At 67.3% G+C, this 13,391-nt stretch carries 14 protein-coding genes; 5 read left to right on the top strand and 9 right to left on the bottom strand.

The window, feature by feature from the left end; genetic code table 11:
* Nucleotide 1: 1 nt before the first annotated feature.
* Nucleotides 2–850, bottom strand: coding sequence for a carboxylating nicotinate-nucleotide diphosphorylase (gene nadC, locus IPM49_15255; protein MBK9275878.1), 849 nt, complete (start codon nt 848–850; stop codon nt 2–4).
* Nucleotides 847–1,248: a DUF4783 domain-containing protein gene (locus tag IPM49_15260; GenBank protein ID MBK9275879.1), complete on the bottom strand. Its 402-nt coding sequence runs from the start codon at nt 1,246–1,248 to the stop codon at nt 847–849. Before IPM49_15260 ends, nadC begins: the two co-directional genes overlap by 4 nt.
* Before the next feature lie 89 nt (nt 1,249–1,337).
* Between IPM49_15260 and IPM49_15265 the strand changes: the two genes are divergently transcribed.
* Complete coding sequence (locus IPM49_15265) at nt 1,338–1,799, top strand: 23S rRNA (pseudouridine(1915)-N(3))-methyltransferase RlmH (GenBank protein ID MBK9275880.1); 462 nt, start codon at nt 1,338–1,340, stop codon at nt 1,797–1,799.
* Here IPM49_15265 and IPM49_15270 read toward each other — a convergent pair.
* Nucleotides 1,793–2,674 (bottom strand): class I SAM-dependent methyltransferase, encoded by an 882-nt coding sequence (locus IPM49_15270; protein ID MBK9275881.1) that lies wholly within the window; start codon nt 2,672–2,674, stop codon nt 1,793–1,795. The two genes, IPM49_15265 and IPM49_15270, sit on opposite strands and share 7 nt — an antisense overlap.
* Before the next feature lie 77 nt (nt 2,675–2,751).
* Between IPM49_15270 and IPM49_15275 the strand changes: the two genes are divergently transcribed.
* The 3 genes from IPM49_15275 (at nt 2,752) to IPM49_15285 (ending at nt 6,192) form a co-directional block, all read left to right on the top strand.
* Nucleotides 2,752–4,230 (top strand): hypothetical protein, encoded by a 1,479-nt coding sequence (locus IPM49_15275; protein MBK9275882.1) that lies wholly within the window; start codon nt 2,752–2,754, stop codon nt 4,228–4,230.
* Nucleotides 4,227–5,474, top strand: a complete 1,248-nt coding sequence (locus tag IPM49_15280; protein MBK9275883.1) for a hypothetical protein — start codon at nt 4,227–4,229, stop codon at nt 5,472–5,474. The genes IPM49_15275 and IPM49_15280 overlap by 4 nt, the downstream gene beginning before the upstream one ends.
* Before the next feature lie 76 nt (nt 5,475–5,550).
* The gene (locus IPM49_15285) at nt 5,551–6,192 is read left to right on the top strand and encodes a methyltransferase domain-containing protein (protein MBK9275884.1); all 642 of its coding nucleotides are present in this window, start codon (nt 5,551–5,553) and stop codon (nt 6,190–6,192) included.
* A 6-nt stretch (nt 6,193–6,198) separates the two neighbouring features.
* Here the strand turns inward: IPM49_15285 and IPM49_15290 are convergent, their stop codons facing one another.
* From IPM49_15290 to IPM49_15310, 5 genes are read right to left on the bottom strand one after another with little or no spacing between them, the layout of a single operon-like run.
* Entirely contained in the window at nt 6,199–7,017 is an 819-nt protein-coding gene (locus IPM49_15290) for a glycosyltransferase family 2 protein (GenBank protein ID MBK9275885.1), read from the bottom strand.
* Nucleotides 7,014–8,342, bottom strand: coding sequence for a glycosyltransferase (locus IPM49_15295; protein MBK9275886.1), 1,329 nt, complete (start codon nt 8,340–8,342; stop codon nt 7,014–7,016). The genes IPM49_15290 and IPM49_15295 overlap by 4 nt, the downstream gene beginning before the upstream one ends.
* Nucleotides 8,339–9,484: a glycosyltransferase gene (locus tag IPM49_15300; GenBank protein ID MBK9275887.1), complete on the bottom strand. Its 1,146-nt coding sequence runs from the start codon at nt 9,482–9,484 to the stop codon at nt 8,339–8,341. The genes IPM49_15295 and IPM49_15300 overlap by 4 nt, the downstream gene beginning before the upstream one ends.
* Nucleotides 9,485–9,490: 6 nt before the next feature.
* Nucleotides 9,491–10,282, bottom strand: coding sequence for a class I SAM-dependent methyltransferase (locus IPM49_15305; GenBank protein MBK9275888.1), 792 nt, complete (start codon nt 10,280–10,282; stop codon nt 9,491–9,493).
* A gap of 33 nt (nt 10,283–10,315) precedes the next feature.
* Nucleotides 10,316–11,725, bottom strand: coding sequence for a lipopolysaccharide biosynthesis protein (locus IPM49_15310; GenBank protein ID MBK9275889.1), 1,410 nt, complete (start codon nt 11,723–11,725; stop codon nt 10,316–10,318).
* Nucleotides 11,726–11,795: 70 nt separating this feature from the next.
* Here IPM49_15310 and rdgB point away from each other — a divergent pair, with 70 nt between their 5' ends.
* Nucleotides 11,796–12,371, top strand: coding sequence for an RdgB/HAM1 family non-canonical purine NTP pyrophosphatase (gene rdgB, locus IPM49_15315; protein MBK9275890.1), 576 nt, complete (start codon nt 11,796–11,798; stop codon nt 12,369–12,371).
* Here the strand turns inward: rdgB and IPM49_15320 are convergent.
* Complete coding sequence (locus IPM49_15320) at nt 12,368–13,375, bottom strand: D-alanine--D-alanine ligase (GenBank protein ID MBK9275891.1); 1,008 nt, start codon at nt 13,373–13,375, stop codon at nt 12,368–12,370. The genes rdgB and IPM49_15320 overlap by 4 nt on opposite strands.
* Between the last annotated feature and the right edge of the window lie 16 nt (nt 13,376–13,391).

A 13,391-nucleotide genomic window follows, 5' to 3' on the forward strand; every position in this document is an offset into this window, starting at 1 on the left:
GTCAGAGGGCTTTGAGGCTCAGGTCGAGGCTGGTGGCGCTGTGGGTGAGCGCCCCCACGGAGATGAAGTCCACGCCGCAATCGGCGTAGGCCCGGGCATTGGTGAGGGTGATGCCGCCGGAGGCCTCGGTCCGGTGGCGTCCCGCAATGCGTGCGACGGCGGCGCGCAGGTCGTCGGTCCCGAAGTTGTCCAGCATGATGCGGTCGGCACCGCCATGGGCCAGGATCTCCTCCACTTCGCGGAGCGTGCGGGCCTCCACCTCGATGGGGATCGCCAGCGCATGCAGATGCAGGTAGTCGCGCGCCGCCCCCAGCGCGGGGCCGATCCCACCCGCGAAGTCCACATGGTTGTCCTTGATGAGGATCATGTCGTACAGGCCGTGCCGGTGGTTCTCACCGCCCCCGATGCGCACGGCCCACTTTTCCAGGGCGCGCAGGGTGGGGGTGGTCTTGCGTGTGTCCAGCACGCGGCATCCGGTGCCCTCCAGGGCGTCCACGAAACGGCGGGTGAGGGTGGCGATGCCGCTGAGGCGTTGCATGAAGTTGAGGAGCACACGCTCGGTGGAGAGCAGGGCATGCACCGGTCCGGAGAGGGTGAAGGCCACATCGCCGGCCTTCACGTGGGCACCGTCCTCCAGCAGGGGGCGCAGGTGCAGGTCGGGGTGGGCCCTGGCACAGATGGCGCGGGCCAGTTCGACCCCGGCGAGCACACCGTCCTGCTTCACCAACAGCCGCATCCCTCCACGGGCCCCGGGGGGGATGGTGCTGCGCGTGGTATGGTCGCCGTCACCGATGTCCTCCGCGAGGGCCGCGGCGATCAGGGCGTCGGTTCCTGGAGGGAGCACGGTCAGTGGTCGCTTCGGCCCGCCTCGATGCGCAACTGCTTGACCTGCAGCAGGTCGTTGGTGCGTTTCAGGAAGAAGGTCACGCGGAAATGGCCGGTGCGGGTGCGCAGGATGCCGATGTAGTACTGATCGCCCAGCTTGCTCTGGCCCTGGTGCTCCACCACCATGCCCACGGGCGGGTTCTCATCGAAGAAGCGCCGCAGGATCTGCTCGGCCTGGGCCTTGCTGTACACGTCGCTGGAGCCCCCCACCGTGAGGTCGATGTTGGGGATGAAGTGCTGGGCCAGCTCCTTGGAGTTGCCTGTGCCGAGGGCGGCCACCACACGGTCCTTCACGGCGTCCTGTGCCAGCCCGGGCAGGGCGTGCACGGCGATCGCAAGGGCCAGGGAAAGGTGCTTCAACATGTCCGGCGGTTCAGGATGATGCGGCCAATTTCGCAAACATCGGGCCAGTGTGGCATCTTCGGGCCGTCGTACTTGTCAACATCCGCGGCATGCGCATCCGTATGGTCATGGTGGGCCGCAACGCGCCCGGTCCGGTCACCGACGCCTTCGAAGAGATGCTCGGCCGGCTCCAGCGGTCGTTCCCGGTGGAGCAGGTGGTGGTGGCCGATCCGCCCGGCACCGATCCGGAACGGAAACGGCGCGAGGGCACCGACCGGTTGTTGAAAGCCCTGGAGAAGGACAGCCTTGTGGTGCTGCTCGACGAACGCGGCGAGGCCCTCGGCTCCACGGCGTTCGCCACGCGCCTGGGACGTTGGCGCGACCAGGGAACACGCCAGGTGGCCTTCGTCATCGGCGGAGCCTACGGGGTGGATGACCGCCTGCGCGCCCGCGCCTCGCAGGTCATCGCCCTTTCGCCCATGACCTTCACCCACCAGATGGTGCGGCTGGTGCTGGCCGAGCAGCTGTACCGTGCGTCGGAGATCCTGCGCGGAAGCGGCTACCATCACTGAGGCGGCCGCTCGTAGACGGCCTTGATCGTGTCGCCCACCTTCAGCAGATCGAGCGTCCGATCGGCCAGCCGCTTCACGGCACGGTTGAGGACGTTGCGCTCCAGGCGTTCGCGCAGGTCCTCCTGCACGGCCGAGGCGCTCCTGCGGCGCGAGGGGTCCTGGGACCCGCGGGTGAGCACGCGCTGGATGCTCACCCCGGTGGTGCGCACCCATCGCGGGCGCAGGCCGCACCGTTCGGCGAGCCGGGTGAGGGTGCGCGGCGTGAAGTAGTTGAGGTGCTCGGGGTAGTTCACTACGTTCCAGGCGCGGCCCGCGAGGAAGCGGCCTGTCGAGCGGTAGTTGGGCGTGGTGATGTACACCGCGCCACCGGGCCGCAGCAGGGATGCCATGCGCCGCAGCTCCGCACCGGGGTCGGTGAGGTGCTCCATCACCTCGAAGGAGCAGACCACGTCGAAGGAGGCCGCCGGATAGTTCGCAGGGTCGAGCGGACCTTCAATGATGGCGATGCCGCGGGAGCGGCACGAGGCGAGCGCCCGCTGGCCGAACTCCGTGCCATGCACCTCCCAGCCTTTCAGGCGGGCGCGCTCCAGGAAGATGCCGGCCCCGCAACCCACATCAAGCATGCGCCCGGTGCGCCGGTAGCGGGCGAAGGCCTCCACCAGTTCATCGTATCGCTTGATGGTGACCGGGGAGAGGTGCTCATGCACCGGATAGTCGCCGTAGTAGGCGGCGAGCTCCTCCATGGTGGGCTCCAGCCCGGTGAACACCATGCCGCAGGCCCCGCAACGCACCAGATGGTCCTTCGCGCGCTCGACGATCGGCCGGTGATCGATGGCCCCGCAGACGGGACAGGGGCGTGGGCCGCGCTTGGGCATGGGCGCAAACGTAGCACCCGATCGGCGCTCGCTCCGTGGGGCGGATGGCATGCAGGGCCAATGCCGACCTTTGGCGCATGTCGTTGGTGTGGATCTACTACTACGGCGATGTGGACATCTCCTACTGGGAGTACCTGGTGGGGTCCATCTACCTGGTGGTGATCTATGTCTACTTCTCGCGGGCCAAGACGATGGCCATCAAGAAGCATCCCGAGTACAAGCATCTGCTCTGGGGCTTCTTCGCCAAGATGATCGGCGGGCTGGGGTTCAGCCTCATCTACTTCTACTACTACAAGGGGGGGGACACGATCATGTACTTCTACTCGGCGGTGGCGATGAGCAACATGTTCAAGCTGGACCCGATGACGTACTTCGACATCGTGACCGGCCCGAACAGCCCGGAGAACCTGGCCCGGTTCAGCATGGAGACGGGCTATCCGTACGGCTACATGTACTTCGACCCCCGGGCCTACTTCGTCATCCGGTTGATCAGCCCGCTGGTGATCATCACCTTCAACAGCTACCTCATCACCACGGTGCTGCTGGCCAGCATGTCCTATGTGGGCATCTGGAAGTGCTTCCGCACGTTCGTGGCCATGTTCCCGTCGCTGACGGACAAGTTCGCCGTGGCCTTCCTGTACATGCCCTCGGTGGTGTTCTGGGGGTCGGGCATCATGAAGGACACCTTCACCATGAGCGCGGTGTGCTGGTGGATCCACTGCTTCGTGCAGTTCTTCTTCAAGCGAAGGTCGATGGCCGGCAACTTCATCGGCATGGTGCTGGCGGCCATCATCCTCGTGGTGATGAAGCCGTACATCTTCATGTCCATCTTCCCGGTGTCGATGATCTGGCTGATGTTCAACCGGGTGGCGCGCATGAAGAACGCGCTGATCCGCTTCGTGGTGCTCCCCCTCGCCCTGGCCACCATGCTTGTGCTCTCGGTGACGGTGCTCAGCTGGCTCGGGGACAACCTGGACAAGTTCTCCCTGGACAAGGTGGTGGATACCGTGATGGTGCTGCAGACGGACATGTCGCGGGCCGAACAATATGGCAGCAACTACTTCGATGTGGGACCGATGGACGGCACCCTGGGCAGCCTGCTCTCCAAGTTCCCCGTGGCCACCAATGCGGCGCTGTTCCGTCCCTACCTCTGGGAGTCCCGCTCGGTGGTGGTGGCCCTCAGCGCATTGGAGAACATGTGGCTGCTCGGCCTGACGGTGTTGATGCTCTGGCGCACCAGGGTGCTGTTCTTCCTGCGCTGCGTGGGGGGCAACCCGGTGGTGCTGATGTGCTTCGTGTTCACCCTGCTCTTCGGCTTCGCGATCGGCATCTCCACCCCGAACTTCGGCGCCCTGGTCCGCTTCAAGATCCCGCTGATCCCGCTGATGGTCTCCGCCCTTTTCATCATCGGCTACCTGAACCGCGAACGGCTGTGGGCGAAGATGCACAACCGGGTGTTCGACCTCAAGAAGTACCGCACGGGCGAGACCGGGGCCGAGGGATTGATGAACAAGGAGGCGCTGGCCAAACGGAAGCGCACCGTACAACGGGCATGAGGAAGGCATCAGGGAACCGGGCCTGCGCGCTGGTGGTCAGCATCCAGAGCATCCGCGATCCGCTGATGTCCACACTGATGCTGGACTATGCACTGCGGCTGCAGGAGCGGGGCGGGGGACCGGACATCCTGCTCGTGACCGAGGAGCCGGGCCCCACGATGCTGGAGCCCGGGCTGGCCGAACGGATGCGCCGTGCACGCATCACGTGGCGGCCGCTCCGCTACGATATCAAGGGCGCGCAGTTCCTGCAGCGCATCCGCAACATCGCCCGGCTGGCCTGGTGGTCCTGGCGGTTCACGCGCGGCTATGCGGAGCGCACGGTGGTGGGCTTCCTGTCCATGGCCAGCGCCTATGCCACGCTGGTGCGGCCCTTCGGCTTCCAGCGTCTGGTGGTGGTCAATTTCGAGCCGCACAGCCAGTACATGCGCGAGCTGGGGTTGTGGTCCGAGCGGTCGATGAAGTACCGCGTGGTGCGCTGGTCCGAGGACCTCGAGGTCCGGAAGGCCGATGTGATCGTGGCGCCGGCGACGGCGGTGATGGAGCATGTGCGCGCCATCCGCCCCGATGTGGAGATGCACCTGCAGGCCGTCACCATCGATGTGCCGGCGAACGCTCGGAACCCCGCCGCCGGCGCGGAGGTCCGTCGTCGCCTTGCGCTGGAGGGCCGCACGGTGCTGCTCTACATCGGCAAGTTCCAGGGCATCTACTACAGCGAGGCGGAGTACGTGGCCTTCATGCGCACCGCGTGCGCGGCCGATCCCACGGTGCATCACCTCATCATCACCCATGAGGAGCACCGGGCCGCGTTGCTCCAGGCACCGGGCTGGTCCGACGTGGAGGCCCGCACCACCGTGCTGGGGCCCATGGCGCCCGAGGACTTGCGTCCATACCTCTCGGCGGCCGACCTGGGCGTCATCGCCGTGCCGCCCACCCCGTCCCAGCGCTTCCGGTCGCCGGTGAAGACCGCCCTGTATTGGGCGGCGGGCGTGCCGATCCTGATCCCCGAAGGCGTGGCCGATGACTGGTGGATCGCGCGGGATGAAGCCGTCGGCATCGTGGTGCGCGATCTTCCGACCATGACGGAGGAGGACCTCAGGGCCGGCCTCGCCCGTCTTCGCTCCACGCCGGAGGACATGTGGCGTGCACGTTGCGTGGAGGTGGCCATGCGCCTGCGCGATACCGGTCACATGGTGGACCTGCTCGCCCGGCTGATCCCCGTTCCACCGCGGAGGCCGGGTCCGTGATGCGCATCGCGCCGCGGCTATCTTTGGCCGCAGCGTGGCCTCCCGGCCGTCCGGCACGCAACGAATCCCGCTCCATATGGCGAACGCCCGCCGCAGGCTCATCGACCGGTACAAGGTGCAGCTCACCATTTCGGCGCTCATCCGCAACGCCGGATGGCAGGTGCGCCGTGTCCCGGCCGGTAAACGCTTCCTCGATGTGGGCTGTGGCACCAACACCCATGCGGAGTTCGTCAATCTGGACTACATCTGGAACCCGGGCATCGACGTCTGTTGGGATATCGTTCGACAGGCCTATCCGTTCCCCGATGCGCGCTTCGACGGCATCTACACGGAGCACTGCCTGGAGCACATCCCGCTGGAGGCCTGCGAGCGGAACCTGCGTGAGTTCCATCGCATGCTCAGGCCCGGGGGGCGCGTGCGCATCGTGGTCCCCGATGGCGAGATGCTGATCGACATCTACAAGGACCGCAGGAACGGCGGTTCGCGGCGCATGCCGCACGAGGACGGCTACGACACGATGATGCAGTGCATCAACGGCGTGTTCCGCAATCATGGTCATCAGTTCATCTACGACCTGGAGACCATGCGGCTGCTGCTGGAGCGGAGCGGCTTCCGGAACGTGGAGCGGATGGCCTACAAGCAGGGCCACGATCCGGCCCTGATCAACGATTCGGAGGTGCGGAGCCGTGAATCGCTGTACGTGGAGGCCGTGAAGTGACCGGGCTCAGCGCAACAGGGCCAGCACCGCGCTCAGGTATCGACCCCGCTGCCGGTACGAGCCGGCCATCATCCGCTTGCGCTTGATCGCGTAGGTCATCAGTTCCGCAGCCGAGGCGAGGCCCCTGCGACGCAGTTCCCGACCGATCCAGATCATGGAACGCTCCATGCCTTCCAGGTTGGTGGTCATCGAGCTGTGCCCCGTGCGCCGGTAGAGCAGGATGTTCTCCGTGGTGAACCCGTACCGCCTGCCCTTGCAGAAACAGAGGAAGTAGAACAGGTCCTCCGCGTGCGTGATGCCCTCCTCGAAACGGAGCCTCCGATCAAGCTCCCAGCGCAGCATCCAGCTCGGACCCATGAAGCAGCGGCCGCTGAAGGTGACGAGCTCATGGAACACATTGTCCGTGTGCTTCGGCATGAACACACGAAGCTCGTTCTCCAATCGGGCGTCCATCACCCGCACCCGGCCGTCCACCATGCCCAGAGCGGGATCCCTGCGGAACTCGGCCACGCGTGCCTCCAGGCTCCGGGGAGGCAGCACATCGTCGGCGTCCAGGAAGCAGAGGTAGGTGCCGCGGGCCACGTCAAGCGCCATGTTCCGCGCGCTCCCGATGCCCCCGTTGGATTTGTGCATGATGGTGATGCGCGGGTCTCGAAGGTCCTTGATGAGCGTAGCGGTCCCATCCGTGCTGCCGTCGTCCACGATGATCAGTTCCCAGTCGGTCAGGGTCTGTTCCAGCACCGAGCGCACCGCCTCGCCGATGTAGCGCTCCACGTTGTACGCGGGCATCACGATGCTGACGATCGGTCCCTTGCGTGCGGTCATGGAAGGGCGATGCGTTGCACGATGCGCGCGAAGCGTGCCGCGATGCGCTCGATGTGCAGGTCCAGGATGAATGCCCTGTCGGGCCTCAGCACGCACCGGCCCTCGAGCAGTTCGATGATGCGCTCCGCCGCGGTCGCTGGATCGTCCGGCGGGCAGTCGATGGAGAGCCCGGTGCGCGCGAGCAGGTCGCGCTGGGCGCCTTCGCACACGAAGGCCAGCATCGGCTTCACCTGGGCGACGTACTCGAACGTCTTGCCCGCGATGCTGTAGTCCCGTCCCCCCACCACCTTGGAGGACGTGATCAGCAGGGCGTCACAGGAGGCCTGGAACCGGATGGAAGCGTCGTGGTCCACGCGCCCGTGCAGCTTCACCTTGCCTTCCAGGCCGTGCTCCTTCACCATGTCGGTGAGCCAGCCCGGCACGTCGCCGACGAACTCGACATGGAGGAGGTCATAGAGGTCCGGTCGGCGCCTCCGCAGTTCCTGCAGCGCGCTGAAGAAGGCCCAGGGCGACCGGTAGCGCCAGTCCTCCCGTCGTGGGGCGTACTGCGGCCACTGCCACGGCTTCTTGCGCCACCAGGGCTTGAACATCAGATCGCGCTGATAGGGCGTGTAGTAGAAGCTGCCGACATAGCCGATGGTGAACGGTCGCTGCGGTGTGGCGGGCGGCAGCTGGATCCCGTCCGGCACCACCGGCGGGGGCTGGTCGTAGCCGTTGGTCACCAGATGGAAGCGCTCGGCCGGCACCATGGGGTGCAGGGCCTGCAGGTCGGCGATGGTCTGCGGGGAGGTGACGGTGATGGCGTCGGCCGCCCGCAATACGCGCCGCTCGTGCGCTTTGCGCCAGAGGAAGTGCAGGCGGCTCACGTAGGGGGTGATCAGCCAGAGGCTCCACGCATCCCGCAGGTCCACCAGCAGCGGCAGCTTCAGGTGGCGGGCCACCTCCACCCCGAGTGCGCCGGTGCTGAACGGGGGGATGGAGATGATCACGGCCTTCAGGTCGTGATCACGGGCGGCCTGCTCTGCAGCGGCCAGCAGATGCCGCCGCCAGCGCCGCCCCTCGGGATCGAGCGTGTTCAGGTAGTACGAGCCGCGGATCCGGTCCATCCAGGTGGGCGGGTCCACCGCCGTGCGGATGATCACGGCATGCCCATCGAGCCCGGCCACCTCCTTGTCCAGTGCGGCCCCGCGATGCGCGGCAGGCTCGGGGGTGATCACCACCGGGGTGATGCCCGAGCGGTGCAGGTGCTTCACGAACTTGAACGGACGGTGCGAACCGCCGATGTTGAGCGGCGGGAACTGATGGGTGATGAACAGGACCTTCATCGCGGGGTCGCGTTCGTTCCGTGATGCCCGGCCACGGACCGCAGCACGGTCGCATACCGTTCGGCCACCGATCGCGCGTCCACCAGGGGTCTGATGGTTCCCGCAAGCACGGCGGGGTCCAGGGCCAGCAGGCGGTCCCAGTCGCGGTCGATGGCCGCGGCCCAGGCCTCGGGGTTGTTCTCGGGCATGGGAAGGCCCAGCGCCGGGGTGAGGTATTCGCGAATGCCGCCCACGAGCGAGGCCACCACGGGTGTGCCGCAGCAGAGCGCCTCGGCGCACACGGCCGAGAAGGTCTCGTAGTCGGTGGCATGTAGAAGGGCATGGGACCGTCGCATCTCCTCCGCAGCGGCTTCCGGCGCGGCCTGTCCGATGAGGGTCACGTGGTCCTCCATCCCGGTGCGCACGATGGCCTCCTCGATGGCCGGAAGCTCGGCGCCCCCGCCGGCGATGCGCAACCGCGCATCCCGGCCGCGGGCGCGCAACAACGCGATGGCCTCCACCAGCAGCACCGGTCGTTTCGGATGGCGCCAGGTGGCGATCGCGAAGAACCGACCGGGCTCCCGCCTGGCGCCGCCCGGGCTGAAGAGCGCCGTGTCCACCGCATTGGCCACCACGTGCACGGGTGGATGGGGCGGCCCGGCGAAGGTGAGGATGTCGTCCGCGAGCGCCCGCGACACGGTGATCAGCGGCACGCCCAGGTGGAAGATGCGCCGGATGCGGTCCAGGCCCTTGGCCCCCGACTTGAAGCCGAGCCGGTAGATGCTCCAGTGCTCGGTGATCACCATCGGCCGGCGCATCACGCGGCGCAGCAGGCCCAGGCGCGCGCAGTTCGGGTAGGCGATGTGGAAGTTGATGACGTCGATGCGCCGCCGGCGATCACGCGTGAGCCAGGCCCAGAGGATGAGCGCGGTGGCCATCCATTCCACCAGCAGCCACCGCCGCATGGGCGTGCTGATGATCAGCGTGCGGTCCGCCTTCAGGCTGCGGCGATGCAGCGACCAGCGGTCGCCCTGTCGCACATCCAGCTGCCACACGGTGTTCGAGCACAGCGGGTCCAGGGCGCGCACATGCCGCTCAATGAACGGCGTCTCGAACGGCTTGAGGTGGTTGGGATACCAGCCCACGATGTGCAGGACGTGCATGCGGGCTCAGGCTTGCGGAACGCACACCATGATCTCCGCGGAGACCCCTTCACGGCGCAGCCGGACAAGGAGGAGCTCGAGCGGATACACCGCGGCCGCCAGGGCTCCGCCCAGGCCCGGATGCAGCTTGCACACACGCATCACGAGCCCCCACCAGCGGTGCAGCAGCGGCGAGTTGGAGTCCAGCGGCCGGTTCAGCAGGTGGAACACGGGATGACGTTGCACCACGCGCAGCCCGTTCCGCTCCAGGGCCGCGGTGTAGGTGGCCAGCGATCGGGTGGTGAAGTGCTCCTGCTTGTGGTCCTGCCCGTGCACGAAGATGTCCGAGAGGAAGAGCACGCCGCCCGGCTTGAGCAGCCGCTTCAGGTTGGCGAGCGCCTGCTCCAGCCTGGCGTCATCCACCACATGGAACAACACGTCCATGCAGGTGATGGCGTCGAAACGTTCCTGGGGCAGAGCGGCGCTGTCACTGATGTCCATGCGCAGCACACGGACGTCCGGCATCGCCTGGGAGAGGCGTTCCACGGCGGTGGTGGTGAGGTCGCTGCCCACGATGTGCGCGGCGCCCAGCGATCGCCACGCGTCGAGGTACTGGCCGGTACCGGAGCCGACGTCCAGCACATCGATGCCTTTGATGCGGGGCAGGTGGGTGCGGGCCACACGGGCGAAGACCGCCTGGCGCACCCGGTACATCCACCGGTTGAACGGTTCACCAAGGCCGAGATAGCCCACGCCGGTGAGCCCGGTGTTCGTGCGCAAACGCTTTTCCCAGTAAGCCTCCGGGTCGAACTGCCCCATGTGGCCAAAGATAGACGCGCCTTTCAACGGGCCTCAGCCGCCGTAGATGGGGAACCAGCTCCCCAGCAGCACGAAGCGAAGGGCGGCCATGGCGGCGGCGGCCACCGCCAGCAGGGCGGCATACTTCAGCGTGATCCGGAGGCCGGCCAGCCCCACGGAGGACAGCAGTTGCGTGGACAGCACCATGTAGCCCGCCATGCTCACCAGGGCATAGCTGAGCATGATGGCCCCCGAGCCCAGGCCCATGAAGCCCACCACGGCCATGGCCGCCACACGGGCCACGGTGAGCACCACCTGGAACACGAGGTTCACATGCTCGCGGCGCTGCACGTTGAACAGCGAGACCATCGGGTCGCTCAGCAGGCGGAAGAAGAAGAACCCCCCCATGTAGGCGGTGAACACGCCCGCGTCGCGCCACGGGCCGCCGAAGAGCAGGGCGAAGGCTGCGTCGGCGAAGAAGGTCAGCAGCAGGAAGGGCAGGATCCCCACGCCATAGAGCCGCTTGTACAGGCCGAGCGTGATGCGGCGGAGCTCGTCGGTGCGATCGCTCAGTTCAGAGGCCTTCTGCATGTACACGGTGCTGAAGGAGAACCCGAAGAGGCGCAGCGGGATCAGCAGCAGGCTCGCCCCGAGCGAGAAATGCCCCACGGCGGCCAGGTCGCTGCTGAGCGCGAACACCGGCAGTTGCAACCCCAGGCTCGCCACCCAGCGCTCGGGGAAGACCATCAGCGGATAGCGGCGGTACTCGCGCAGGGTGCTGCGCATGCGGCCCCAGTTCCACCCGGTGAACACCTCGCGCATGCCATGCTTCATCAGCGGACGCACGTACACGGGGATGATGGCCGTGCGCACGACGGCATCGCCCAGGATCAGCCCCAGCGCGCGGGTGCTGCTCACCACGCCGTACAGCAGGTTGAACAGGCGCGTGCTGAGGTCCAGGGTGGCCCCGGTGAAGGCGCTCACCTTGAAGAGCTTGGCGCGGGTGAGCCACTGGGTGAAATAGACGCTGAGCGCGTAGAGCAGCGCGGCCGGACCGACGAAGTGCACCCAGCCGCCCAGCGCGCTCCAGCTCGGCACCAGCGCATAGAAGTGCTCCGCAAAGAGCGCGGCGATCGCCGTCAGGGCGCAGATGCCCAGCGCCGTGGTGAGGTTGATGCGGAACAGGTCGCGGAAGGTCTCCTCGTCGCGGGGAAGGACGTAGGCGGTGGACAGGCCCATGTCCGCCACGTACGACAGATTCATCATCAGCGCCATGAAGATGCCGTACACCCCGTAGGCCTCGGGTCCGTAGATGCGGCCCAGCAGCGGCGTCAGAACCAGCTGGCTGGCCATCGCCAGCGCGTTGCCGGAGAAGACCTGGAACGAGTGCCGGGCGAAGCTGCCTTCGGTGCGGATGCGGCGCAGGTCCTGGCGGAACTGGTGGACGGCGCGACGAAGGGGCACTGCGAGGAGCTGGTGCGGCCAAAGGTAACCGGGCGGGTCGGGCCGTTCAGGGGATGTGCATCTTCGCCCGATGGAACTTGTGCTGTGCACCCGCAATCCGGGCAAGGTGGCCGAGCTGGCCGCCCTGCTTCCTTCCACCTGCCGCGTGCTCGGCCCCGACGAGGTGGGCGTGACCGGGGAGCTGCCGGAGACCGGTGACACCCTGGAGGCCAACGCCGTGCAGAAGGCCCGCTGGGTGCACGACCGCTGCGGACTGCCCTGCATCGCGGATGACACCGGCCTGGAGGTGGACGCGTTGAACGGTGCTCCGGGCGTGCACAGTGCGCGCTACGCCGGGGAGGACCGTGATCCGCGGGCGAACATGCGCAAGCTGCTGCATGCCCTGGAGGGGCGCGGTGACCGCACGGCGCGCTTCCGCACGGTGATCGCCCTCATCGAGGACGGCAGGGAGCATCTGTTCCACGGCGTGGTCGAGGGGCGCATCCTTACGGCTCCGCGGGGCACGGGCGGCTTCGGCTATGATCCCCTCTTCGCGCCGGAAGGGGAGGAGCGCAGCTTCGCTGAAATGACGTCGGAGGAGAAGAACCGCATCAGCCACCGCGCCCGGGCCACGGCCGCCCTGCTCGACCACCTGCGCGGCCGCTAGTGCCGGTCGAGGCACTCCTCGAGGAGGCCGTTCACCGCCGCAGGCACGCCCAGTCCGCTCGCCTCCAGCATCTTGGGGAAGATGCTCGCCTCGCTGAACCCCGGTGTGGTGTTCACCTCGATGGTGACCAGCGCGTTCTCCATGGCCTCCTCCCCGCCGCTCCAGAAATGGTCCACCCGCACCATGCCGCGCAGGTCCAGCGCGGTGTAGATGGCCACGGACCGCTGCTGCACCAGGGCTGTCACGGCCGGGCTGAGGGGGGCGGGCACGATCTCCTCGGTGTCGGTGGCGTGGTACTTGGCCTCGTAATCGAAGAACTCGCGCGGGGTGCGGATCTCGCACACGGGTAGCGCCTGCACGCGACCGTTGAGCCGGATCACACCGCAGGTGAGCTCGCGACCGGTCACCGCGGCCTCCACCATCACGCGCGCGCATTCGCGGAAGGCCGTCGTCAGGGCGGCGGGCAGGTCGTCAGGCCGTTTCACCTTGGTGACCCCCAGGCTGCTGCCGCTCTCGTCGGGCTTCACGAAGCACGGATAGCCGATGCCTTCCGGGAGCACGGGCCGGTCGCCCACCAGGTCGCGGTGCCACAGCACCGAAGGCGACACGCGGAACCCGAGCTGCCGCAGCAGGGCGGTGGTGCCGTACTTGCTGAAGCTCAGCGCCATGGGCAGCACCCCGCCGGTCTGGTAGGGCACGCCCAGCATGTCCAGATAGCCCTGCAACTTGCCGTCCTCACCGGGCGGGCCATGGATGGCGATGAGGGCCACGGCGAAGCGTTCGAGCCCGTTCCCGCGGTCCAGGCGGAAGCCGGCGCGGTCGAAGGGCAGCGCCGATCCATCAGCACACTCGCAGCTCCATCCATCGCGCGTGATGGTGACGAAGAACGGATCGAAGCGGGCGCTGTCAATGGCCGAGAGCATGCGCTGCGCGCTCTGGTGGCTGATCACCGATTCGCCGGAATAGCCGCCGCGCACCACGGCGATGGGGGGACGGGGGTCCATGGCGGGCGAAGGTAGC

Source organism: Flavobacteriales bacterium, assembly GCA_016715895.1.
GTDB lineage: Bacteria > Bacteroidota > Bacteroidia > Flavobacteriales_F > PHOS-HE28 > PHOS-HE28.